General features: G+C 70.9%; 18 protein-coding genes. 5 read left to right on the top strand and 13 right to left on the bottom strand.

Annotated features, from left to right (window positions below; all coding sequences use genetic code 11):
- Positions 1-133: 133 nt before the first annotated feature.
- The 3 genes from NBY69_RS12765 to NBY69_RS12755 form a co-directional block, all read right to left on the bottom strand.
- On the bottom strand, positions 134-5,026 hold the full coding sequence (locus tag NBY69_RS12765; RefSeq protein WP_250300947.1) for a DNA repair ATPase: 4,893 nt from the start codon (positions 5,024-5,026) through the stop codon (positions 134-136).
- 172 nt (positions 5,027-5,198) lie between these two features.
- Entirely contained in the window at positions 5,199-7,283 is a 2,085-nt protein-coding gene (locus tag NBY69_RS12760) for a flotillin family protein (protein ID WP_250300946.1), read from the bottom strand.
- A gap of 95 nt (positions 7,284-7,378) precedes the next feature.
- Complete coding sequence (locus tag NBY69_RS12755; RefSeq protein WP_250300945.1) at positions 7,379-8,026, bottom strand: hypothetical protein; 648 nt, start codon at positions 8,024-8,026, stop codon at positions 7,379-7,381.
- Positions 8,027-8,305: 279 nt separating this feature from the next.
- Here NBY69_RS12755 and NBY69_RS12750 point away from each other — a divergent pair, with 279 nt between their 5' ends.
- The gene (locus NBY69_RS12750) at positions 8,306-9,385 is read left to right on the top strand and encodes a CdaR family transcriptional regulator (RefSeq protein WP_250300944.1); all 1,080 of its coding nucleotides are present in this window, start codon (positions 8,306-8,308) and stop codon (positions 9,383-9,385) included.
- Positions 9,386-9,669: 284 nt separating this feature from the next.
- Positions 9,670-10,968 carry an SLC13 family permease gene (locus NBY69_RS12745; RefSeq protein ID WP_250300943.1) on the top strand — a complete coding sequence of 433 codons (1,299 nt, stop codon included), beginning with the start codon at positions 9,670-9,672 and terminating at the stop codon, positions 10,966-10,968.
- A 75-nt stretch (positions 10,969-11,043) separates the two neighbouring features.
- On the opposite strand, the gene NBY69_RS12740 is transcribed toward NBY69_RS12745, so the two are convergent.
- The 4 genes from NBY69_RS12740 to NBY69_RS12725 are packed head-to-tail and all read right to left on the bottom strand — an operon-like array spanning position 11,044 to position 14,361.
- On the bottom strand, positions 11,044-11,955 hold the full coding sequence (locus NBY69_RS12740; protein ID WP_250300942.1) for a hypothetical protein: 912 nt from the start codon (positions 11,953-11,955) through the stop codon (positions 11,044-11,046).
- Complete coding sequence (locus NBY69_RS12735) at positions 11,952-12,728, bottom strand: hypothetical protein (protein WP_250300941.1); 777 nt, start codon at positions 12,726-12,728, stop codon at positions 11,952-11,954. Before NBY69_RS12735 ends, NBY69_RS12740 begins: the two co-directional genes overlap by 4 nt.
- Positions 12,728-14,044 carry a WXG100 family type VII secretion target gene (locus NBY69_RS12730; RefSeq protein ID WP_250300940.1) on the bottom strand — a complete coding sequence of 439 codons (1,317 nt, stop codon included), beginning with the start codon at positions 14,042-14,044 and terminating at the stop codon, positions 12,728-12,730. Before NBY69_RS12730 ends, NBY69_RS12735 begins: the two co-directional genes overlap by 1 nt.
- A gap of 2 nt (positions 14,045-14,046) precedes the next feature.
- The gene (locus NBY69_RS12725) at positions 14,047-14,361 is read right to left on the bottom strand and encodes a hypothetical protein (RefSeq protein ID WP_250300939.1); all 315 of its coding nucleotides are present in this window, start codon (positions 14,359-14,361) and stop codon (positions 14,047-14,049) included.
- 209 nt (positions 14,362-14,570) lie between these two features.
- On the opposite strand from NBY69_RS12725, the gene NBY69_RS12720 reads away from it, so the two are divergent.
- Together NBY69_RS12720 and NBY69_RS12715 are read left to right on the top strand one after the other, a co-directional pair.
- Positions 14,571-16,373: a prolyl oligopeptidase family serine peptidase gene (locus NBY69_RS12720; RefSeq protein WP_250300938.1), complete on the top strand. Its 1,803-nt coding sequence runs from the start codon at positions 14,571-14,573 to the stop codon at positions 16,371-16,373.
- 180 nt (positions 16,374-16,553) lie between these two features.
- Entirely contained in the window at positions 16,554-17,390 is an 837-nt protein-coding gene (locus tag NBY69_RS12715) for an SURF1 family protein (RefSeq protein WP_250300937.1), read from the top strand.
- Positions 17,391-17,402: 12 nt separating this feature from the next.
- On the opposite strand, the gene NBY69_RS12710 is transcribed toward NBY69_RS12715, so the two are convergent.
- From NBY69_RS12710 to NBY69_RS12690, 5 genes are all read right to left on the bottom strand, one after another.
- Entirely contained in the window at positions 17,403-18,605 is a 1,203-nt protein-coding gene (locus tag NBY69_RS12710) for a hypothetical protein (protein WP_250300936.1), read from the bottom strand.
- Positions 18,602-19,282 (bottom strand): SigE family RNA polymerase sigma factor, encoded by a 681-nt coding sequence (locus tag NBY69_RS12705; protein WP_374211265.1) that lies wholly within the window; start codon positions 19,280-19,282, stop codon positions 18,602-18,604. The genes NBY69_RS12710 and NBY69_RS12705 overlap by 4 nt, the downstream gene beginning before the upstream one ends.
- Before the next feature lie 260 nt (positions 19,283-19,542).
- Complete coding sequence (locus NBY69_RS12700) at positions 19,543-20,610, bottom strand: aspartate-semialdehyde dehydrogenase (protein WP_250300934.1); 1,068 nt, start codon at positions 20,608-20,610, stop codon at positions 19,543-19,545.
- Positions 20,607-21,902 (bottom strand): aspartate kinase, encoded by a 1,296-nt coding sequence (locus tag NBY69_RS12695; RefSeq protein ID WP_250300933.1) that lies wholly within the window; start codon positions 21,900-21,902, stop codon positions 20,607-20,609. Before NBY69_RS12695 ends, NBY69_RS12700 begins: the two co-directional genes overlap by 4 nt.
- A 294-nt stretch (positions 21,903-22,196) precedes the next feature.
- Positions 22,197-22,553, bottom strand: coding sequence for a GatB/YqeY domain-containing protein (locus tag NBY69_RS12690; protein WP_250301340.1), 357 nt, complete (start codon positions 22,551-22,553; stop codon positions 22,197-22,199).
- Between the two features lie 313 nt (positions 22,554-22,866).
- Here NBY69_RS12690 and NBY69_RS12685 point away from each other — a divergent pair, with 313 nt between their 5' ends.
- On the top strand, positions 22,867-23,274 hold the full coding sequence (locus NBY69_RS12685; RefSeq protein ID WP_250300932.1) for a hypothetical protein: 408 nt from the start codon (positions 22,867-22,869) through the stop codon (positions 23,272-23,274).
- Positions 23,275-23,349: 75 nt separating this feature from the next.
- Here the strand turns inward: NBY69_RS12685 and NBY69_RS12680 are convergent, their stop codons facing one another.
- Positions 23,350-24,489 carry a TDT family transporter gene (locus tag NBY69_RS12680; protein WP_250300931.1) on the bottom strand — a complete coding sequence of 380 codons (1,140 nt, stop codon included), beginning with the start codon at positions 24,487-24,489 and terminating at the stop codon, positions 23,350-23,352.
- Between the last annotated feature and the right edge of the window lie 209 nt (positions 24,490-24,698).

Raw genomic sequence — 24,698 nt, 5'->3', positions numbered from 1 at the left:
GCGCGTACTCGCAGGCCAGTTGGGGAGCGTACCCAGCGAACGGCCAGGGCACGCCCCCGCAGATCCACCCCGGCACACCCCCGCGGATCCACCGGGTGCCGCGCCCCCGATCCGGCCGGGGCGGCACCTGCCCTCAGTCCGGCCGGCCCGCCCGGGTGATCGCCGTCTCGACCGCCGCGATCCGGTCCGCCAGCAGCCCCAGCGCCGCCACCGCGCGGGGCAGCGGGTCGCCGTCGGCGCCGCCCAGCGTCCTGGCCCGTACGTCCGCCGCCTTGACCTCCGACCAGCGGACGGCCTGCGCTTCCGTCAACGTGCCCCGCAGCTCGGCGAGTTTCAGCAGATTCGACTCCGCGCCACTGGTCAGGGTCTGGGCCTCACCCGCGTAGTGGTCGTCCACCACCGCCGCCAGCTCGGCCGCGTTCATCACGGGGTCGATGCGCGCCGCGATCTTGTTCATGTTGCGGTACGAGCCCTGGAGCTGGAACGGCGGCTCGGTACGTGCGGCGTCGGACTGCGCGGCCGAAGCGATGTACGCGGCGTTCACCGCCAGCACCGTGGCGCGAGCCGTCAGCAGGTGCCGCAGCACCGCCACGACACGGTCCAACTCGGCTGCCGCATACGGGTGTTGCAAGCGGTCGCGACGCGCGGTCGGGTCGTCCGAAGCCAGCCGTACGAGCAGCCCGAGGTCGTCCCGGTCCCGTCCGGCGAGCGGGGCCAGCACCGGGTTGGCGGTGAGGGCGTTCTCGACGAAGCTCAGCGCGAAGACGTCCTCCTTGCCGGTCAGCACCTCGCCGAGGTTCCAGACGTCGGCGCGGTTCGCGAGCATGTCAGGGAGCCGGAAGCGCTGCCCGGACTCGGTGTACGGATTGCCCGCCATGCAGACCGCGAACCGCTTGCCCCGCAGGTCGTACGTCCGCGCCACCCCGTCCCTGACCCCCTCCATCCGGCGCTGGGCGTCGCACAGCGAGATGAACTTCTGGAGCAGTTCCGGCGAGGTGTGCTGGATGTCGTCCAGGTACAGCAGGGTGTTGTTGCCCGCCTCCAGCGCGAAGTTGATCTTCTCGACCTCCTGGCGGGCCGTGGCGTCCGGGGCCTGCGCCGGGTCGAGCGAGGTGACGCCGTGGCCGAGCGACGGGCCGTCGACCTTGACCAGGACCAGGCCGAGCCGGTCGGCGACGTACTCCATGAGGGTCGTCTTGCCGTAGCCGGGCGGGGAGATCAGCAGCAGCAGGCCGTTGCTGTCGGTGCGCCTGGTGTCCCCCGCGGTGCCGATCTGCTTGGCGAGGTTGTCGCCGATCAGCGGGAGGTACACCTCGTCGATGAGCCGGTTGCGCACGAAGGAGGACATGACGCGCGGGCGGTGGTCCGCCAGCCGCAGCCGGGTGCGCTCGGCGGCCACCAGGGCGGTGCGCTGCCGCTGGTACGCCCGGAAGCCGGGCACCTCCACCCGGTGGAACCCGTCCACCCGGGCCAGGAGTTCATCGATCCGCACGGTGAGGCTCCGGCGCTCGACGCGGGGATGCGCGCCGAGCAGCCCGTCCACGGTCTCGGACAGCGGCGCGTCCGATTCGTAGCGGGGCAGTCCGGGGCAGAGCTCCACGGCGACGGCCTCCGCGAGTTCGCCCGGCCGGGTGTCCCGGGCTCCCGACGAGACGGTGTACGCGTCCAGCCAGTTCTCCACCAGCTGACGGCGCGCGGGCAGGTCCTCGTCGAGTCCGGCCAGGTCGTCGTCGTACGCCGACGTACCCACCGCCCGGCGGAACTTGTCGAGCAGGGTACGGGCGGAGCCGTGCGTGACGAAGCCGTCGGGGCCGCCGGTCAGCTCCTCGAAGAGGTACGCGGCGGCGCTGTCCGCGTCCGGTCCGGTGATCACCCCGGCCAGCTCCGCGCACCAGTCCGCGATGGCGGGCGCCAGGCCGAAGGTCTCCCGGGCGCGCGCCATGGACACCGCCCGGCGGCTCCAGGTCCGCCGGGCCGCGTCCGTCGTGGAGTGCGCCCAGAACAGCTGAGCGGCGGCGCGGGCCCCCGGCGGGAAACGGAGCAGACCGGCCCCGGCGTGCAGCCTCAGCAGCGCGCCGAGGATCAGGGTGGCGTCGTGGTCGTGCACCCCGCGTTCGTACCCCTCGTCGTACGCCTCCTCCGCCGCCTTCCGTACCAGCGTGGGCAGATCATCGGCGTCGGCGAGCGCCTCGGCGCCGTGCTCGGCGAGCAGCCGGGCCGCCAGGTACTCGGCGCGGTAGAGCTGCGGCGACTCGGAGGGCAGCGTCCGGCCCCAGTACGCGCGGTGCGCGGCGAACTCCGGGTCGGTGACCGGGGAGCGGTAGTCGGTGCCGGTGAGCGCGAAGGCGAGACCGTCGCCGTCCGAACCGTCGGAGCCGCCGTACGGGACCAGGGTCAGGTCCAGCGGCTGGGAGTTGACCGCGAACCGGTGCCGGCCGAGGCGGATGATGCCGCCGCCGTCCGCGTACAGATCGGTCCGGTCGCGCAGTGCGCGGACCGCCTCCTGGCGGGCGGCCTTGAGCCGGCCCGCCAGCTCCTCCGCCCGTACCCGGTCGCCCAGTTCGCGCAGTTCCTCCGTGGTGCGGGTCACCTTGGCGACCAGCGGGTCGGAGGCGAAGAAGGTACTGATCGCGTCGGCCGAGGCCAGGGACGTCACCCGGCGCGCGAGGGTGTCGAGCACCCGGCCCGCCGAGGCCCCCAGCCGCTCGGCGCGGCGGGCGCGCGCGTCCTGGAGGGTCTGCTTGCGGGCCGAGAACGCCTCGTACACCTCCGTCCGCCGGGCGCCCAGCTCGGTCAGGAAGCCGTCGTTCTCGGCGAACCGCGACTCCAGGTCCTCCACCCGCAGCAGCAGCCCGGCCAACTGGTCGTCGCAGGCCTCGGGGGTGTCGGCCACGGCCAGCGCACCGGTGACCGACTGCCCCAACAGGGCGCACTCGGCGGCGAATTCGGCCCGTCCCTCGTGGTCGAGGAGCTCCCGGCGGCGGGCGTCGAGCGTGGCGCGGGCGCGGTTGACGGAGCCGACCACCTCGGCGATCCGCTCCAGCACCGAGGTACGGACCGTGGCGTCGCCGATGTCCAGCCCGGCGACCACCTCGGCGACGGTACGCAGCCCCTCGGCCAGCTCGTCCAGCCGCCCGGCGACCGGCCCGGCCTCCGCGACCGTCGCGATGGCCTCGGCGTCGGCGGTGAGCTGCGCGGTGTCGGCGTGGTAGCCGGTGAAGGCGTCGTCGCGCCCCAGGTGACCGACGGCGCGCTGCGCGAAGGAGTCGATGTCCGCCGCCACGTCGCCCGCGAGCGAGTCGATGCGGGCGGTGTCGGCGTACCGCTGCTCCTTCAAGGTCAGCAAGTGGCCGTGCGCGCGCCGGAGTTCGGTCAGCCGGGTGATCCACTCGGCGGCCGTGCGCGGCGCCTCGCCACGGATCCGGCGGACCAGTGTGGCGATCTCCGAGGCCGAGTCGGCGAGCGCCTCGGCGGCCTGCCGGGTCAGGGTCTGTACGGTCTCGAACTCTGCCAGCACCTGCTCGGCGGTGGTACGCAGCCCGTCCAGCGGCGCCCGCAGATCGCCGACTTCCGGGTCGCCCAGCCAGTGGTAGGCGTCGGCGGCCCGCACCCCGGCCGCCAGCAGCGTCCGGTACCCGGCGGTGGTGGGCGCCGCGGTCTCGGTGACGGCGCGGGCCAGCGACAGGCAGTCGGAGATGCCGCGCACCAGGTCCGCGTTGCCGATCCGGGACAGGACGCCCTCACCGGCCGCTCCCTCACCGGCCGGGGCGGCGTCGGCGTAGGTGTCGGAGACGTACGGCGAACGCCAGAGCTGGAGCGGGTGCACCCGGGCCGGTTCCTCCGACCCGGCGCGCAGCACGACGAGGGTGCCGTCGTCGAAGAGCGCGTACCCCCGGCAGAAGAGCGGGGATTCGGTCTCCTTGCGGATCAGGTTGTACGGCAGGAGCAGGGTGCGGCCCTCGGCGCGGGCGTGGAAGACGTACAGCACGTCCTCGCCGTTCGGGGACCGCAGCACCCGCTCGAACTCCAGGCCCGTGGTGTCCAGGTCGAAGGTCTTGTACGCGCCGGTGGCGAGGCAGTAGCCACCGGGGAAGACGATGCCCTGGTCCTCGGGGAGGCTGCGGCAGGCCTGCCCGATGCCGTCGAGGCGGACCACGGTGCCGGTGACGGTGTTGAACACCAGGTGACGGCGGTGCTCCTCCTTGTACGGGCGCACCCGCAGCAGGAGCAGGGCGCCGACACGGGCGTACTCCACCTCGGCGTCGGCGAGGGACTGCAGCGGCTCGTCGACCGGCTCGGACCAGATCCCGTCGGCCGACTCGGTGTCGTCCTCGGCCTTGACGGTGAGCGCCCCGCCGACCGTCGTGACGTAGATGTCCCCCGGCAGCGCGATGTGCGGGTGGCGGCCCAGGATGTGGTCCTGGCGGGTGGTGGGGGTCCACGCGAAGTCGTGGGACGGCGGGAAGACGTGGTCGCGGTCGCCGCGCGCGTCCAGGTACGCGGCGCTGCCGTCGGCGGCGAGCGCCCAGCGCAGCACCCGGATGTCGTCGGCGGTCTCCCCGGTGCGGAAGACGGCGAGCAGCTTCCCGTCGAGGTGCCGCAGCTGGAGCAGCCGGGCGTCGCGGTAGTAGCGGTGCAGCTCCGCGAACTCCCGCAGGAACGCCGGGTCGTCGAGCAGCCCGGGGACCGCGTCGGCGGCGAGCGGGGCGAGCGCGGTGTCGTGCAGCGCGAGCACATCGGCGACCTCGACGGTGCGGGTCGGGCCCGGCTCGACCTGGTGGCCGACGAGGAGCCTGTCCCCCACGGAGACGAGGTCGCGGGGGACGCAGGGGTGCGGCGTCCGCAGGTGCGCGGTGCCGGTGAGGGCCAGCTCCATCGAGCCGAAGGTCTCGATCCGGCGGGCGTTGAGGCCGGTGGCCCGCCGGGCCAGCTCCGCCGCGTGCGCGCCCAGGCGGTCGCGGAGCACCTCGTAGGTACCGGCGTCCATGTCGGGGGCGGCGGTCGGCTCGGCGGGCGTGGTGGTCATCGGATTACAGCTCCCTGCGGGTGATGGGCCTCAGGCGCAGGCCGGGCTCGGAATACAAGCCCGGCCCGCGATTCAGGCCGCCTTTCAGCCCCTCAAGGGGGTCCCCCCATGCCCTTGAGGCAATGGGGGCGATTGAGGAGCGGGGGTCCGGGGGGCGGAGCCCCCGAAGGGCTCAGCCCTTGACCACCCCGTTCGGCGCCGCAGGCTTCGCGTCGCCGAGCCCCAACCGCTCGGCATGGTCGAGCAGTTGCTGAATCTGCCCCGGCTGCGCCGCACCCCCGCCCGACTGCATCAGCTTCATCAGCAGCCCCGACACCGTGAGGTTCTGCAGATCACCCGTGGACATCGATCCGACCATCTTCGTCAGGTCCTCCGGGAAGCTCGCCGAACCGTCCAGCCACGGCTTGACCAGCGCCTGTGCCGTCTCCGAGTTCTGGACGAATCCGTCGACGCCCTTACCGAGCGAGATCGACGACATGAGGCGGTCGAAGAAGACCGACTCGCCGCCGACGATGCTGATGTCGGCGCTCTCCAGACCGGTGGCGAGCACCGTGGCCTGCGCCTCGGCGACCTGCCGCTGGACGTCGATACCGGCCAGCCTGATCTCCTTCTCGGCGGCGAGGCGCAGCCGGTACTCCTCGTGTCCGCGCGAGGCGTCGTCCAGCGCGGCCATCGCCGCCGCCTTCTCGGTGAGACCCGCGGCCTCCGCCTTCAGCTTCTCGCCGATCATCGCCGCGTCCGCGGTGGCCTGCGCCGACGTGCCCTCCGCCACGGCCAGTGCCTTGAGCCGCGCACCGGACGCCTCCGCCTTCAGCCGCGCCTCGGTGGCCTCGGCCTCCGCACGGCCCGCCTTCTCGATGACGTCGGCCTCCTTGTCCCGTACCTGGACATCGGCCAGTCCGGGCGCCGCCGCCTCGGCCTGGATGCCCTCCGCCAGCCGGAGCTTGGCGCGGGCGTCGAGGTCGGCGGCCTTCAGCCTGGCCTCGGCCAGTGTCAGCTGCTCCGCCGCGTGGTGGGTGGCCGCGACCTCGGCCGCCTCGGCCGCCTTGATGTCCTTGACGAGGAGTTCCTGGGCCTCCGCCTCGGCCGCGATGATCACGGCCTGCCGGGTGCGCTCGGCCTCCTCGACCATCCGCAGCTTCTTGATCGACTCTTCCTGCTCGGCGACCGTACGGTCCACGGCGATGCGCTCGCGGATGACGTCGGCGACCTCGCGGCGCTCCGCCTCGACCTCCTTGTCCTTGGAGATCATCGACAGCTGCGTCTCCCGCTCACGGCCGATGACTTCGAGCATCCGGTCCTTCTCGATGCGCTCGTTCTCCACGGCGATGACCCGCTCGCGGTTCTTCTGCGCCACGGCGATCTCCCGCGCCTGGTTCTCGCGCTGCACCCCGAGCTGCTCCTCGGTCCGCAGGAACGCGGCCTGGGCCCCGAGCCGCTCTTCCTCCTGGACCTTGGCGGTCGCCGCCTCCTCGCGGGCCCGCAGGGTGTCGACCTCGCGCTGCTGCTTGATCTCGGCCTCGGCCTGCCGGCGCTCCAGCTCCAGGATGGTCTCCCGGGCGTCGACGTTCTGCCGGGTGATCTCCTTCTGCTCGGTCCGCTGGAACTCGTTGGTGCGGACGTGCTCGACCGCCGTCAGCTCGGTGATCTTGCGGATGCCCTGGGCGTCCAGGATGTTGGCGCCGTCGAGCTGCGTCATCGGCGTCTGCTCGAGGAAGTCGATGGCCGCGTCGTCGAGGTGGTAGCCGTTGAGGTCGGTGCCGATGACCCGGATGATGCGGTCCCGGAACTCCTCGCGCTTGGTGTAGAGGTCGACGAAGTCCAGCTGCTTGCCGACGGTCTTCAGCGCCTCGGAGAACTTCGCGGCGAAGAACTCCTGGATCGCCGCCTTGTCGCTGGCCCGTGCCGTACCGATCGCCTGGGCCACCTTGGCGACGTCCTCGACGGTCTTGTTGACCCGCACGAAGAACGAGATGTGGATGTCCGCCCGGATGTTGTCCTGGCAGATCAGCCCTTCCCGGCCGGTCCGCCTGATCTCGATGATCTTCACCGAGATGTCCATGTACTCGGCCTTGTGGATCACGGGCAGCACCACGGCGCCGGTGAAGGTGACATCGACCTTCTTGGCCTTGGAGATGATCAGCGCCCGGCCCTGCTCCACCTTGCGGAACAGCCTGCTGAACACCAGAAGCAGTGCGACGGCTATGAGCAGGACAACGGCGACGAGTACGCCGATGCCCAAGGAGATGGCATCCATGGAGATTCCTCGAAGGGTTTCTTTGAACGGTGGCTTTGAGGGCGCGCAGGACGAACGAGGGCGCGCGGGTCTGCGAGCTCAGGGCGAGCTGGGGCTCAGCCCGTGCTGCGCGGATCGAGCGCCGCGTCGAAGGGCGCGACCCAGAAGAATTCGCCCGGTTCGTCGTACGCGTAGAGCAGGGCGGTGTCGCCGGATCGGAGGCCGAGGACACTGTCCTGGCCCTGGACCCTGACCTGGACGACCGCGGTCGAACCGTCGGGTGAGGCGACTTCCGCCTGGCCGAAGTCGGTGGTCACCGAACCGGTGCGGACGGTGCAGACCTGACCGACGAAGTCCAGCCGGGACGGCGGCAGTTGGTCCGGGAGGAGGCGGCGTACCCGGCGGACGAGGAAGCGGGTGACGATCCAGGCGAAGAGCACCGCGGCGACCAGCACGGCGAAGTCGAGCACGGTCCGGAGCCTGCCCGGCGGCTCGGCGCTGCGTACCAGCACCGAGCCGACGAGACTGACGAACCAGGCGATGACCACCACGAGGGAGACCGGCACGGTGACCGGTACTCCCCCGCCCCCGGTGTCCGCGCCCGAGTGCCCCCCGTCCATATGACCCCCGTCCATATGCACGTGGAACGCGTCGTGCTCGGCGGCGCCCGCCAGGACCAACAGCCAGAAGGCGATGACCACCAGCAGCGCGGCGCCGAACAGAACCGCCGGAAATCCCAGCGCGGCGGTGAAGAATTCATCCATCGCGCTTCCCCCGTTCCCCCTCGCAGACCGGACCGGTCACCGGAACGCACGTTTCCGTACTCCGGCACCGGTCCGCTCTCCCCGTTTCCGCAATGCCCATTCTGACCGCACCCCGACCCCTCCCGCATTGCCGTGATCCGGCAATGTTCGGGGTCCCCGGATGCCGGACCCCGACCCGGCCCCGGGGCCTCGGATCCGGCGCTCCCGAAGGTCTGCCACCCTTGACCGCTGGGTGGCGGGAAGTGACCGCCCGAGCGGCAAGGAGAAACGGGAGAGCACGTGACAGGGCACCACATACCCGAGAAATATCTGGAGGGGTACGCCCGCATGCTGGCCGAGGTCGCCGCGACCGGCCGGCGCCCGACCCGACCGGAACTCGACGTGCGCCGCGCCTTCGGGGAGCAGGCGGCCGAGGACGGCCACTCGCTGCGTTCCCTGGTCGCCGCGCACCTCGCGGCCACCAGAGCCGCCTGGCCCGCCGGAACCTCCGGCTCCGCCGGGCCCGCGCACAGCGTGCTCACCGCGGTGGAGCTGGCCGTCGACGCCTTCGCCGAGGGATACGAACGGGCCCAGCGCCTGGCGGTCCGTCAGGAGGAGGCCGTACGACGGGAGTTCATCGACGACCTGCTGTACGGCGGCAGCGACCTGGGCCGACTGGCCGAGCGCGCCGAGCGGTTCGGGCTGCGGCTGTCCCGTACGCACGCCGTCGCGGTGGCGGAGAGCGCCCACGCGTACGACGAGGGCACCACCGCCATCCGCAGCGTCGAACTCGCCCTCTTCAGCCGCTTCGGCGACCGCAGCATCCTGCTCACCACGAAGGACGGCCGGCTGATATGCGTCGCCCCGGGCGACCAGGACGCCGTGCTCACCCACTTCGCCAAGCACGCGTACGCGGCCGGTGACGGGGACGGGGACGTCAAGGTGGCCATCGGCCGCTCCCACCCCGGCTCCGGGGGCATCGTGCACAGCTACGAGGAAGCCCTCAACGCGCTCGAACTCGGCGCCCGGATGAGCCTGGAGGGACCGGTGCTGCGCGCCGCCGACCTGCTGGTGTACCCGGTCCTCACCCGCGACCGGGAGGCCCTGGTCGATCTGGTCCGCAGCGCGCTCGGCCCGCTCCGGCACGCCCGCGGGGGCGCGCAGCCGCTCGTCTCCACGCTCAGCCACTACTTCGAAGCGGGCTGTGTGGCGGCCGAGGCGGCGCGCCGGATGTCGCTGAGCGTGCGGGCGCTCACCTACCGACTGGAGCGCATCCACCAGTTGACCGGCGCGAACCCGGCCGAACCGGCGCACCGGTACACACTCCAGACGGCCGTCATCGGCGCCCGGCTGCTCAACTGGCCCGACCAGGAGATCTGACCGCCCGCGCACCACCTGTGCGCCACCACCTGCGCCCCCGCCCACCCTGACCACCACCCACCCTGACCACCACCACCTGCGCCCCACCCATCTGGGCGCCACCTGCGCGCCCCACCATCTGCACACCAGGGGCTCAATGCCCGATTCCGGCAGAGTTCGGGCGCTGTGTGCTGCGCGGCGGCAGCCTGTCAGCGGTGCGCGGGCCGGCCGTAACGTCAGCGGGTGCGTAGGCCGGACCGGCCCACGCCCACCCCCCTGACCTGGGCCTTCTGTTTGGACATCCTGTGAGCGACTGGCATGCGTGGGCGGCCGTCGCCGTCTTCGCCGGTACCTATGCCCTGATCATCAGCGAGAAGATCCACCGCGTCGCCGCCGCGCTCGGCGGCGCGGGCCTCATGCTGGCGCTCGGCGCGACCGACGACCAATCGGCGTTCTTCTCCCAGGAATCCGGCATCGACTGGAACGTCATCTTCCTGCTGCTCGGGATGATGGTGATCGTCGGTGTCCTGAAACGGACCGGCCTCTTCGAGTACCTGGCCGTCTGGTCGGTGAAACGCGCCAGGGCCCGGCCGTTCCGGGTGATGGCCATGCTGGTCGCCATCACCGCGCTGGCCTCGGCGCTGCTGGACAACGTCACCACCGTCCTGCTGATCGCCCCGGTCACCCTGCTGATCTGCCAGCGGCTCGCACTGTCCGTCGCGCCGTTCCTGATCGCCGAGGTGTTCGCCTCCAACATCGGCGGCATCGCCACCCTGGTCGGCGACCCGCCGAACATCATCGTCGCCGGGCGGGCCGGGCTCACCTTCAACGACTTCCTGACCGATCTGGCGCCGCTGGCCGTACTGTTGACGGCCGTACTGATCGCGCTGTGCCGCTTCCTGTTCCGCGGCGCGTTCGTCTACGACGCGGAGCGCGCCGCCCAGGTCATGGCGCTGGACGAGAACGAGACCATCCGCGACCCACGCCTCCTCGCCCAGGGCCTGGGCGTACTCGCCCTGGTCATCGCGGGGTTCGTCCTGCACCCGGTACTGCACTGGGCACCGAGCGTCGTCGCCCTGCTCGGCGCCGGACTGCTCGTCGCCGTCTCCACCGTCCGCACCGGCGAGGTACTGACCGAGGTCGAGTGGCCCACACTCGCCTTCTTCGCCGGGCTGTTCGTGATGATCGGCGCCCTGATAGACACCGGAGTCATCGGCGAGGTGTCCCACGCCCTGTCGAACGCGGTGGGCGACCGGGAACTCGGCGGCTCGATGCTGCTGCTCGGCGCGTCCGGCGCACTGTCCGGGATCGTCGACAACATCCCGTACGTCGCGACCATGGCCCCCATCACCGGCGACCTCGTCCACAGCCTGGGCGGCGGCGCCCACCACGTCATGTGGTGGGCCCTGACCCTCGGCGCGGACCTCGGCGGCAACGCGACGGCGATCGGCGCCAGCGCGAACGTCGTCGTCCTCGGCATCGCGGAGCGCAACGGCACCCCGATCTCCTTCTGGCAGTTCACCCGCTACGGCCTGATCGTCACGGCGGCCACGCTGGTGCTGTCGGCGGGGTACATCTGGCTGCGGTACTTCGCGCTCGCGTGACGTCGAGTGCCGTGGGCATTCCCCGTCCGCATCGCCCGTCCGAGGGGCCCGTCCACCCTCGCGGGCAGCGTGACCTCACTCGTGCGGGACTTCCTCCAGCACGTTCTCCCCGAACCGCCACGAACCCCGGTTGCCCGCCGCCTCCGCGCGCAGCCCCATCTCCCACGCGATGCGGGCCGCCCGAAGCTGCGACAGATCGGGAAACTCCTCCGGCTGCACCTTGATGTAGCCGCGCCGGTCAGTGGGGTAGGTGCGCAGCGCCTCCCGCAGCTTCTCCTCCTGCTCGCCCTCCGTGCTGTGGTCACCCGTGACCACCTTGTACGCCTTCCGCACGCCGGACGGCTTCTTCCCCTTCTCCGCGGCCCGCCGCCTCCCGGCATCCGAACCCCGCCACGTCATCCAACCCACCGCAGCGAGCGCCAGAAGAGCCAACGCCCCGGAGCCGGCCAACTCGCCGGTGGCGCTCGCCTGGTCGGGCGTCCTGGGCGCGAGCTTGCCCTGGGGGTCCGCGATGACGGTCAGCACGTTGCCGACGTCGTAGCGGTCGGACTGCGTCGTCATCTCGGGTCCGGGAACCGGCGTACCGTCCCGGCGCTGCAGCGTGTAGTGGGACTGACGGGCCTTACGCCCCTGGATCGGGTCGATCCGTTCCTTCACCACCGTGGCCGTGACCCGGTCCCCGCGCTGCTGAAGAGTGAGATCGTCCCGGGCCATCCCGGCGACACCCGCGGACATCACCGAGGCGAGCACGATGAACAACGCCGCGTACAGAGCGGAATCGACGGCGACTCCCAGCCCGCAGATCAGCACCGTGAGCAGTACGCCGGCCACGACCCACAGAAGAGCCAGGAGGCCGAATCCGAGGTCGTCCGACAGGAGGAACATTCCTGCGGTCACGGCAAGCACGTAGCAGCCGATGACGACCGCCAGCAGGACACGGACTCCCGTACGCCGCCTCAGCGGTACACCCTCCGTAGCAGTGCTCATGCCCTTCCCTCCGTTTCCCCGGCATCCGGGCTGTCGGAGACCGGGGTGCTCTCTCCGTCCGGCTCGTCCGCCGAGACCGACTTCATGATGGTGGCCACGACAACGAGGTACTCGTCCCAGTGGTCGACATCCTCGGTCATGAAAGTGAAGAGGGCCGAACCGGGGCCAGTTCTGAGCGGCACACAGAACTGCACCTGCCGGATCAGAGCAGGAGTAGGAGTGTCCAGACCGAACACCGCACCCGGAATCTGCAGATCCTGATCACGTATGCACAAAGCCGCAGGCCCGTACGGCAACATGATCAGCGCGGCCTCGGCCTCCGGGAACTGCTCACTCCACTGAACAGCCGTACGCTTCGCCGCCCCCCGCCTGTCCTGATCCTCCGGACCCACATCCGGACTCTCGACCATCACACACAACGTCCCCTGCGACAGCCTCCCGTCAGGCATCCGCACAAGACAGCTCGACGCATGCGCACCACCCGAAGCGATCAAGGTCTGAAGCGCGTACTCACCCGACACGACCAGACTCAACTTCTGCACGGGCGTCGCCTCGACGAACAACCGGTCGATCGCATCAGCCATCCGCAGCATGCGCTCCTCCGGATCCTCCGCAAGATCGAACTCCGTGAAACCCGGAGGCAGTTCGAACCAGAGGTCAGGCACCCCGTCGGCTGCTGCACCGACCGAGGAGGAAGTGGCCACGGCAGTCGCGGCGTTCACGTCCGGCGCCGTGTTCGGCGCCGTGTTCGGCGCCACGTCTGTGGGTGTCATCAGTGCGTCAGCTCCCAGACACCCAGGCCTATGGTGCTGGCGATGGCCGCGGCACCGCCGACCTTTCCGCCGCCGATTCCCGTGACGATGTCGCCCGCGCCGGTGCCCCACGTGGCGGCAGCGGAATTGCGGTCGCTGGGGTCCACGAGGTTCAGCACGGTCGGTGCGGTCCAGGCGGTCATGGCCGTGGCCTGAACTCCCTCGGTGACGGTCAGCGCTGTGGCGCGCGAGACCCCCAGCTTGGTCGCGGCGGCCATCACCGGCTTGTCGATCACCGCGGCGACCGGGTCCGCGGCCTTCATCAGTCCCTTCGCTGTCGCGCTCGCCGTCTTGACGCCGACCCTGGTGCCTGCGACAACGCCCTCGGTCGCCCGGCCCGCCTTCGCTCCGGCACTGATCCCCTTGCCCACCGCGCCCACGCCGGGCACCATGCCCAGTGCGTCACCGCCGAGCGTGAGCCAGTTGGAGGCGTTGGCGCCGGTGGGCGGGAAGAGACCGCTCACCCCGTAGGCCGTCGCGTGCGCGAGGAACGCGACGGCGCTCAGCCCGATGGCCAGCGGAGCGAGTACCGGGCAGAAGATGGCGATGACGCCGATGACGGAGGCCGCCACGGTGATCCAGTCGGCGTGCGCCTGCAGCCAGTGGCCGACATCGGCGAGGACATCGGCCACCGCGCCGGGCAGGTCCGCCAGTACCTTGCCGAGCGACTCGATGGCGTGCCCGAGCTTGTCCCACATACCGGGCTCGTTCGGGGCGATGTCCATGGCCTTCTTCAGCCGGCCCTCGATCTCCTTGCCGTACTTCTGGTAGTCCGACGCCAGGTTGTGCCCCCGGGTGCGGACTTCTTCCAACGCGTGTTCCTTGTCGGTCACCGCCCGGCCGGCCGACTTGACCTTGTCCTTGTGGTCCTCGGTGTCCTTCGTGTCGGCATCGGCCTTGTCGAGCTTGTCCGCGCCGTCGTGCGCCGCCCCCAGCTGCTTCTTGGCCTCTGCCGCCTCGGTCTCCAGACTCGTGGCGGCCTTCTGCTTGATCTCCATGTAGTCCGCCCAGGCCTCCAGGGCGGTGGCCGCACCGTCGAACGAATCGCGGGCGTCGTCCATGCGGGGCCGGAAGTCGTCGTCGAACTTCGCCCGGAAGGCCTCAGCCGTCTTGCCCTTCCAGTCGCCGGGGCCGGTGCCGTGCAGGACCTGGCAGATCTCGACGAGCGCCTTCGCCGTCCGGCGGATCGTCTTGGCCATGTCGTCGGCCATCACGTGATCCCCCGGACAGGGCACGAAGCCCAGGGCCGGGAAGTGCTCCAGCAGCGCTTCAGCCATGGCTACTTGTCACCCCCCTTGCCCTTGCCGTTGGCCTTGGCGTTCGCGTCGGCGAGTTCGGTGTCGAGCTTCTCGAAGGCTTCCTTGATCTTGAGCAGCGCTTTGGACGCATTTGCGGAGAACTTCGTCAGCTTCTTGATCCCGTACGACCACTCGTCGCCGAAGTGGTCCATCCGCTTGGCGAGTTCGGGCACGCCGATGGATTTACCGGAGACATGCTTCATGTCCTGGCCCGGCTTCTTCATCAGCTCGGCGATGTGGTCGAGGTTGCCTCTCACCCGGTTCAGCACTTCGTAGTCGATCGACAAGTCGCTCATATCGCCCCCGTTATACCGACGTTGCACACACCGTTGTCCGTGCTTGATCACGCACGGACCCAAAGGTACCGACTCCCGGTGTCACGGAACCCACTCGGTTTCCGGATCGTCCCGCCAAGCGCCAGGGCAGCCACGGCCACGGTGCCTGGCCGCCGGATCGTCGGACGTCCCGTCGAACACCCCCGGTGCCGATCGGGTTACATGGGCACATGAGTGACGACGAGAAGTCCATGCCCGACTGGGAGAAGCGCTTCCGGGCCCCGCGCGTCGGGCTGCCCGACTGGGCCGAGGACGCCCCCGACCGCTCCCTGTTCGTGTCCAACGCGACCGGGACGTACGAGCTGTACACCTGGGACCGCAGGAGCGGCGAGCAGCGACAGGCCACCGACCGGCCGAACGGAACGACCGACGGAACCCTCTCGCCCGACGGCGAGTGGCTGTGGTGGTTCAGCGACACCGACGGGGACGAGTTCGGTGTGTGGATGCGCCAGCCCTTCCACGGCGGGCCTGACGAACCCTCGACGCCCGGTCTGGAGCCCTCGTACCCGGCCGGGCTGGGCATCGGCCGGGACGGGACCGCCGTGGTGGGGCGGTCGACGGACGAGGAAGGGTCGACCGTTCATCTCGTACGGCCCGGCGCCGCCCCCGTGGAGATCTACCGGCACCGGGAGTCCGCCGGCGTCGGCGACCTCTCGCACGACGGGACGCTCATCGCGATCGAGCACACCGAGCACGGGGACGCCATGCACTCCGCGCTGCGGGTGCTGCGGCCGGACGGTTCGGCGGTCGCCGAGCTCGACGACACCAAGGGCGGCACGAAGGAGCTGGGGCTCGAAGTCCTCGGGTTCGCGCCGGTCGCCGGGGACACCCGCCTGCTCGTCGGGCACCAGCGGCGCGGTCGCTGGGAGCCGATGGTGTGGGACGTCGCGTCGGGCACCGAGACGGCGCTCGCGATCGAGCTGCCGGGCGATGTGAGCGCCGAGTGGTATCCGGACGGTTCGGCGCTGCTGATCGTGCACAGCTTCGAGGCGCGCAGCGAGATGTGGCGGTACGAACTGGCCACGCACCAGCTCGTACGGGTGGAGACCCCCGCCGGTTCGGTGTCCGGTGCGACCGCCCGCCCGGACGGCACCGTCGAGTACCTGTGGTCGTCGGCCGCGCTGCCGCCGGTCGTCCGCTCCACCTCGGGCGCGGTCGTGCTCGACCCGCCGGGGATGAAGGCGCCGGAGTCGGTGCCGGTGCGGGACGTCTGGGTGGAGGGCCCCGGCGGCCGGATCCACGCCCTGGTCCAGCAGCCCGCCGGGGACGGCCCCTTCCCCACGCTCTTCGAGATCCACGGCGGCCCGACCTGGCACGACAGCGACGCGTTCGGATCCGGGCCCGCGGCCTGGGTCGACCACGGGTACGCGGTCGTCCGGGTCAACTACCGCGGCTCGACGGGGTACGGCCGGGCCTGGACCGACGCGCTCAAGCACCGGGTCGGGCTGATCGAGCTGGAGGACATCGCGGCCGTACGGGAATGGGCCGTCGCCTCCGGTCTCGCCGACCCCGCCCGGCTCGTCCTCGCGGGCGGCTCCTGGGGCGGGTACCTGACGCTGCTCGGCCTCGGCACCCAGCCGGACGCCTGGGCGCTGGGCCTGGCCGCGGTGCCCGTCGCGGACTACGTCACGGCGTACCACGACGAGATGGAGGGCCTCAAGGCGATGGACCGGACGCTGCTCGGCGGCACGCCGGAGACCGTACCGGAGAGGTTCGCGGCGTCGTCACCGCTGACGTACGTGGACGCGGTGCGGGCGCCCGTCTACATCTCGGCCGGGGTGAACGACCCCCGGTGCCCGATCCGGCAGGTCGAGAACTACGTGGACCGGCTGGCCGGTCGCGGCGCGGTGCACGAGGTGTACCGGTACGACGCGGGGCACGGGTCGCTGGTCGTGGAGGAACGGATCAAGCAGGTGCGGCTGGAGCTGGACTTCGCGGCCCGGCACATCCCGGGCGGCCCGTCCGGGGCCTGAGGCACGGGGCCGGGGTCCGGGCGGCCCGTCCGGGGCCTGAGGCGCGGAGCCAAGGTCCAGGTCACTGCCCGCGCCGGGCCGTTCCTCCGGGGCGTGCGCCCCCGGCGCGGCGGGCACACTCCCGCCCGGGTCCCCGGACCCGGGCGGAGTCCGGAATGCGCGCCCCGTACCGTAAGAGATGTGTACCGGTTCCTGCTGACACCCCGCTGGTGCGGGATCACCCTCTTCGCCCTGCTCGCCATCCCCTTCTGCATCTTCATGGGGTCCTGGCAGCTGAGCAGGTTCGAGGACCGCGTGGCCACCCACCGCTCCGACGAGCACCGTCCCGACCCGGCCCGCCAGGCCTCCGCCCCGCTGGACTCCCTGCTGCCCGTCAACCTGGACACCTCCGGGCGACAGGCCCACGCGACCGGCCACTACGCCGAGCAGTTCCTGGTGCCCGACCGGGTCGTGGACGGCAAGCAGGGCTCGTACGTACTGACCCTGCTCCGCACCGACGGCGGCAAGGCGCTCCCCGTGGTGCGCGGCTGGCTGCCGCCCGGCGCGAAGGCGCCCGCGGCGCCGAAGGGCCCGGTCACCGTCACCGGCTCGCTCCAGGCGTCCGAGAACAGCGGCACGGACGGGGCGTACTCCGGGGGCGGGCTGCCGTCCGGGCAGATCGGGATCATCAGCGCGGCCTCGCTGGTGAACCTCGTGCCGTACCCCGTGTACGACGCCTGGGTCACCCTGCCGCGCGCCTCCGCCGGACTCACCGCGGTCCCGGCCGCGGCGCCGCAGAACAGCGGGCTCGACCTGAAGTCCTTCCAGAACCTCGGCTACACCGGTGAGTGGTTCGTCTTCGCGGGCTTCGTCGTCTTCATGTGGTTCCGGCTGGCCCGCCGCGAGGCGGAGGCCCTCAGGGACGTGGAACTGGGCCTGGTCCCGGACGAGCAGCCCACGGTGGACGCGGGAGCGCCCGCCACCACGGCGGAGTCGGTCGGGGCGAAGGCCGAAGCCGAGGCCCCGGTCAGCAGCTGACGCACCGAAGAGCTACGGCGCGCTGAGCAGCCCCGTGCGGTAGATCGTCCCCGCGCACGCGTTGGGGATGGTCGCCTCCGCGGCCGGTACGCCCGGCTCCGCCTCGTGCACCACGGCGACGCTGCCGTCCGACGTACCGCCGTCCTCGCGGGCCAGCTGCGGGCCCACGCCCGACGCGGTGTTGCCGCTCGACGGCACGCTTCCGCCCGACGTGCTGCCGCTGGTGCCGCCCCCGCCGCCCGTAGGGGTCGGGGTGGGCGAGGTGTTCCCGGTGGGGCAGGTCTCCGCCGGGACCCAGGCGAACTTCACCTCGTACGCCTGGGACGGGTCCAGTACCAGCCCGGTCGTCTCCTGCGACGGGTCGGGGAGGCCGTTCGCCGCGTCGCCCGCCGTGTGGTCGACCACGGTGATCCTGGCCGCGTCGGCGGCGCCCAGCGCCTGGAAGTTGACGGTGCCCGCGTCGCTGACCGCGCACTGGCTGTCGGAGACGTTCGAGACGCGGAAGGTTCCGTAGACCGTGCCGTCGGCGTCGGGCGAACCGGTCGCCGCGTGGCTGATGCCCAGTTGGCCGGCCGTGCAGGTCGGCAGGTCGGCGAGTGCCCGGTTCGGCGGGCCCTTGGTGCCGCCCTTCGTACCGTCGTCGCTGTCCGTTCCCGAGCCCTGCGTCCTGCCCTTCGCGCCGTCCTTGTCCTTCTCGCCGTCCCCGCCGGACGCCGTCCCCTTCTTCCGGGGGCTGCCGTCGTCGTCATCGGGACCGGAGCCCTTGCTGCCGGGGGTGTGGTGGCCGGGCCCTGCCACCGCCGCGTGTTTCTCGACGCCGCCTCCGGAGGCGGCGACATGGATGAAGGCCGGGATGGCCGTGCAGACGAGCAGCGCCGCCGCCGCAGAACCGACGACCACCTGCCGCCGCCGGGCCCGGCGGGCCGGAACGGCCCTGCGCAGGTGGTCGAGCGCGTCCTCGGACGGGGTGAGGTCCTGCACGGCGCCGCGCATCAGGCGGCGCAGTGCCAGCTCGTCCTCGTCGAGGCCGTCGACAGCGTTGTCCGGCCCTTCGTTCGGCATTCCGTTCCCAGCCTGGTTGTTCACGGGGCCCACGGGTCCGCCGTACTGCTTGTCCCACTCCTCGGGCCAGTCCAGCCCATCGCGGCTCCCACGTCCGTCACGTCCCGCCCGCCCGTCACGTCCGTACCGTCCGAAACGCTTGTTCTCACTCATGCCGGGGCCTCCATGGCCACCCGCAGCGCGGCGATGCCACGCGAACCGTATGCCTTCACCGAACCCAGCGATATCCCCAGTGCCTCGGCAACCTGCGCCTCGGTCATGTCCGCGAAGTAACGGAGCACCAGGACCTCGCGCTGACGGCGCTGGAGGTTGCGCATGGCCTTCTTCAGCGCGTCGCGCTCCAGAAGGTCGTACGCCCCCTCCTCCGCGCTCGCCATGTCCGGCATCGGCTTGGAGAGGAGCTTCAGTCCGAGGATGCGCCTGCGCAGCGCGGACCGGGACAGGTTCACCACGGTCTGGCGCAGATACGCGAGCGTCTTCTCGGGATCCCTGACACGTTTGCGCGCCGAGTGGACGCGGATGAACGCCTCTTGGACGACGTCCTCGCAGGAGGCCGTGTCGTCGAGGAGCAGCGCCGCGAGGCCGAGGAGCGACCGGTAGTGGGCGCGGTAGGTCTCGGTGAGGTGATCGACGGTGGTGCCGGCGGCCATGGCGTCGTCAGCGCCCTCGCCGCTCTGGGACGGAACCCTGCTGGGACGGGTGGCAGGCACGGGGGCGATCACCGGCATACCACCGGGCACACCTGGCACACCGGCCACACCTGGTCGCCGGAGCGGGAGAACCGCTCCGCCCCGTCCGGACACCGCTCTGAATTCGAGAACCTCTGCCACGCCAGTTGGACACGCTTCCCCCCGCCAGGGTTGTACGCGTTTGACATCGCTCTTGACGATGCGACGAATGTCCCCATGCGTACCTGATCTCCCCCAATGCCCCCTGTTTCCACGGCATCTCGTGCAGGAAGGGGCCACCCCAAAGACGCTCCCGGCACGACTGCGGTTGCAGACAGGCACGGAAGTGAATCGTGTAACAGGCACGAGCCCCAGTTCAAGTGGCCCAGACCACCGAGTTGCTCACAGCTCGCACACAAATTCTACAAAGGTTGATCGGCGGGAAATTCCGCCGCCACGGCCTCCGCGATCTGCGCCGCGTTGAGCGCCGCACCCTTGCGGAGGTTGTCCGCGCAGATGAAGAGTTCCAGCGCCTGCGGATCGTCCAACGACCGCCGTACGCGCCCCACCCAGGCCGGATCCGTACCCACCGCGTCGGCCGGCGTGGGGAAGTCCCCGGCCTCCGGGTCGTCGAAGAGCACCACTCCGGGAGCGGTCGCCAGGATCTCGTGCGCCCGCGCGATCGTCAGTTCGTTCTCGAAGCGCGCGTGCACGGAAAGGGAGTGCGTGGTGACGACGGGCACCCGGACGCAGGTGGCCACCACCGGCAGCGCGGGCCGGTCCAGGATCTTCCGCGTCTCGGCCCGGAGCATCAGCTCCTCCGACGACCAGCCGTCCGCCCCGGCCGAACCGGCCCACGGGACCACGTTCAACGCGACCGGGGCCGGGAAGGGGCCGGTGTCGTCGCCCACCGCGCGGCGTACGTCACCGGGCCGCGTGCCCAGTTCCGTACCGGCGACCAGCGCGGTCTGGCGGCGCAGCGCCTCGATCCCGGGGATTCCCTCGCCGCTCACCGCCTGGTACGTCGACACCACCAGCTCACGCAGGCCGAACTCGGCGTGCAGTGCGGCGACCGCCACGATCATCGCGAGCGTCGTGCAGTGCGGGGAGGCGATGATGCCACGCGGTCTGAGCCGTACGGCATGGGGGTTGACCTCGGGCACCACCAGCGGCACGTCCGGGTCCATCCGGAACGCGGCCGAACTGTCCACGACCACCACGCCCTTGGACGCGGCAATGGGCGCCCACTGCGCCGCGACGTCGTCGGGAACGACGAACAGCGCGACATGGACGCCCTCGAACGCCTCCTCGTCGAGCGGGAGGACTTCGGCCTCCTCCCCGCGCACGACCAGCTTGCGGCCGGTCCTGCGCGGGGAGGCGATCAGCTTGATGTCACCCCAGACGTCCGCGTGCTGCGACAGCATCTGGAGCAGTACCGCACCGACGGCCCCGGTCGCTCCGACGACCGCGAGCGTCGGCTTGCCGGTCATCGCCCGGTGCCCCCATAGACGACTGCCTCGTCGGAGTCGCTGTCGAGCCCGAACGCGGTGTGCACGGCGCACACGGCCTCGTTGACCGCGTCGGCACGGGTGACCACCGAGATGCGGATCTCGGACGTCGAGATCAGCTCGATGTTCACGCCCGCGTCGGAGAGCGCCTCGAAGAAGGTCGCGGTGACCCCCGGGTTGGTCTTCATCCCGGCGCCGACCAGCGAGATCTTGGCGATCTGGTCGTCGTAACGCAGCGACTGGAAGCCGACCACCGGCTTGGACTTCTCCAGGGCGTCGACGGCCTTGCGGCCCTCGTCCTTGGGGAGCGTGAAGGAGATGTCGGTCAGACCGGTCGACGCGGCGGAGACGTTCTGCACCACCATGTCGATGTTGACCTGGCTGTCCGCGATGGCACGGAAGATCGCTGCGGCCTCGCCCGGCTTGTCGGGCACACCGACGACCGTGATCTTCGCCTCGGAGGTGTCATGGGCGACACCGGAGATGATGGCCTGCTCCACTGTCGGGTCCCCTTGCGCTTCGCTTCGTGCTTCGTTTCGTGCTTCGTTGCTGACCCATGTCCCCTGGAGCCCCGAGAACGAGGACCGGACATGGATCGGGATGTTGTAGCGGCGCGCGTACTCCACGCAGCGGTGCAGCAGCACCTTGGAACCGGAGCTGGCCAGCTCCAGCATGTCCTCGAAGGAGATCCGGTCGATCTTCCGGGCCTTCCTGACGACCCGCGGGTCGGCGGTGAAGACACCGTCGACATCGGTGTAGATCTCACAGACCTCGGCGTCGAGCGCCGCCGCGAGGGCGACCGCAGTCGTGTCCGAGCCACCACGGCCGAGGGTGGTGATGTCCTTCTTGTCCTGGGACACACCCTGGAAACCGGCGACGATGGCCACGTTGCCCTCGTCGAGAGCGGTACGAATCCGCCCCGGCGTGACATCGATGATCCGCGCTTTGTTGTGGACCGAGTCGGTGATGACACCGGCCTGGCTACCCGTGAACGACTGGGCCGCATGGCCCAGGTTTTTGATCGCCATGGCCAGCAACGCCATGGAGATCCGCTCTCCGGCGGTCAGCAGCATGTCGAACTCCCGCCCGGCAGGAATCGGCGACACCTGCCCGGCAAGATCGATCAACTCGTCCGTCGTGTCACCCATCGCCGACACCACGACAACCACCTGGTTGCCACTCTTCTTGGCGTCGACGATCCGCTTGGCGACTCGCTTGATGCCCTCGGCATCGGCTACGGAGGAGCCTCCGTACTTCTGCACGACAAGGCCCACGTGCGCTCCTCGATCAGTCATTACTGCGGTCGGCTCAGTCTACCGAGCAGCCGCTCGTCACCCGGTACGTACCACATCATGAGATGTCCCGCTCACTTAATGATCACCCATGGTGGCGGCGGCTGCTCGGTGAGAATGCCTTCCCGCGATCACCCGGGCCACTCGGAACGTGGGACGGCTCACAGTCGCGGTTGCCGGGCGTACGCGGCGCCGCAGGGGCGTGCGCGATGACGTCGGTGGTTGCAGGGGCGCATGCGGGGACATCGGGGACCGTACGTGTTCCCGGCCCTGCTCCTACGTCGCTTCGGGTGCGACACGACGCGCCGTGTCCTGCTCAGCGCCGGGACCGTCGAGGAAGCGGAGCAGTACGGCGGCCTCGGCGCGGAGCCGCGCGGCCCGGTCGGCGTGCGCGGGCGCGGTCAACTGCTCTGCGGCCTCCAGCCGTTCGGCGACCTCGGCCCGCACGACCTCCACCACGTCGTGCTCGCTCAGTTCACGCCGCGCCGCTTCGGTGGTACCGGCACCGACCGGCGACTGCTCAAGCGCCAGGCCGCGCAACTCGGCTTCGCCGACCGGCACCGCCTCGGCGTTGTCCAGCACACCGAGCGTGGCGCGCAGGGCGCTCACCGCGGCCTTGTCACGGGCGCGCATCGCTTCCGGCAGTGCAGAACGCATACGAAGACGTAGAGACATACCGGTGACCCTATGGCGGCGTCCCCGAGCCCACAAAGCGATGGGCGTGCAGCACCGACTTCCCGCCAAGTCCCGGGCCTCGACGCCCGCCTCGGCATCCACCACGACGCCCAACACCTGTGGCAGGAACGCTAATTGAACGCGTGACTACTGGACCGGACCCGGGAGGCATCCGGCGTCAGCAGATCGTTAGCGGGACGTAAGCGACGGACGACAGGCTGGCGGCCGTCAGCGGGTCCGCCTGCGCGTCGCAGCAAGGAGCAACAGGAAAATGAAGAAGATCAGGGTCGCCGTTCTCACGGCCGCAGTCCTGGCGGGTCTCGCCGTGACGGCCGCGCCCGCCCAGGCGGTGAGCCACTGCAAGGACAGTGGCGCCGTCTACATCTGCGAGTACGGGGTCACCGTCCAGAAGCTCCCCGACGGTACGAAGCAGGAGTTCCTGGTCGGCACCGACTCGGCGGTGTGGACCCGCTGGAACAACACGAGCGGGAAGTGGACCGGCTGGCAGTCCATGGGCGGGGTCGTCTCCGGCCGGATCGTCGTCATCGACCGCTGGAGCAACGGCGACCCCTGGAAGTTCGCCCTGAGCGTCCCGACCCCGGACGGCGGACGCTGGGTCAACGCCCGCAACCACGAAGGCGTGTGGACCGGCTGGTTCCCCATGCCCGACCCGGAGTAACCCAGCGCCCCTGTGCGTGACAGGGGGCCGAACCGGTGAGGGCGCGGACAGGACCGGATGGTCCCGCCCGCGCCCTCACGTGGTACGGCCCGTCTCTGGCTGAGCCGCCAGTGGTGCTGCGAGCAGCGCTCCGCTGAACAGGCCCCTGACCGAACACACCGCGGCCACCAGCCAGGCCACCGCCAGCAGGACGTACAGCGCCACCGCCAGCCACGTGTACGCGGCGAGCCCGGTGTGGCGCGCCAGCCCTTCGGCGCCCGTAACACAGGTGCCGACCGGGAAGGTGAAGGCCCACCAGCCCATCGAGAACGTCATGCCGTGGCGGAGGGCGCGCACCACGAGCGCCCCGGCCAACACCAGCCACAGCATCGCGAAGCCCAGCATCGGCACACCGAAGACCAGGGCGAACGCCCCGAACCCGGCCGCGTACTCGGGGCGGACCGTGCCCTGCGCGGCGTCGGCGAGCTGGTTGACGGCGGTGGTGGCCTGTCCCACCGGCCCCAGTACGAGAAAGAGCGAGGGCGTGAGGGCGAGCGGCAGCGGGCCGTACACGACCAGCCTGCCGACGAGCAGCGGGAGGATCAGCAGAGTGGCGAGCAGACTCATCCCGAACATTCCGTAACAGCCCAGCAGGAGCGTCTCGCGCCAGGCCCCGGCCGGCAGGTGCGGGATCAGGGGGGCGCCCAGCGCCGCAGACACCATCGGCGGGACCACGGCCAGCAGCCAGACCGCGGAGGCGCCGTCCGGCCCGATGCGGTGACGCACGACCATCAGATACGGGACCACCACGGTGCAGGCGAGACCGATCACCGTGCCGGCGGTCCACAGCACCGAGTCCGCCGCGAGGGCCGCGCCCGGGCCGATCACGGAGCGGCCGACCGTCAGGGTGGAGTTGCCGACGGCCATCAGCCCCATCGCCAGACAGCCGTAGAAGGGGGCGACGGCCGGGTCGAGGAGATGGGCGCGGGCCTGGTCGCTGTGGTACAGCCAGTGGCCCGCGCGGGCGACCGCCACCGCGATGAGCGCCAGCACGGCGAGGGCCCAGACAGCCGTGCAGACCGTGTACAGGCCCGGCACGTGGACGGGGAGGGCGGCCCCCGAGCTCGACACGATCGAGGTGCCCATGACGAGCGCGTACCAGTTGGGGCCGAAGTGGCGCAGCGCGGGCAGCCGTACGGACGGAGTGCGGGCGGAGGAGTGGGCAGGTAGGGCCATGGCACCCAGCATTGCGTGGTGTCAGGGCTCCTGCCGGGAGCGACAGCCCTATGAGGTCAGAGAGCCTGGAGTGATGAGCGAACTGGTGGCGGGCTGTCAACTACAGGGCATCACAGAGCACTCTCCCGGTCCGGATATTCCCGGGACCGGGGCTCGAAGTAGCAGGTCGGGCCCCCGATTTCCCGTACCGGAAAGTCAGGCCCCTTGCC

The organism is Streptomyces sp. A 4/2, assembly GCF_940670765.1.
Taxonomy (GTDB): domain Bacteria; phylum Actinomycetota; class Actinomycetes; order Streptomycetales; family Streptomycetaceae; genus Streptomyces.
Note: the sequence above shows the minus strand (reverse complement) of the source record. Positions and strands in the feature narration are given on the sequence as shown.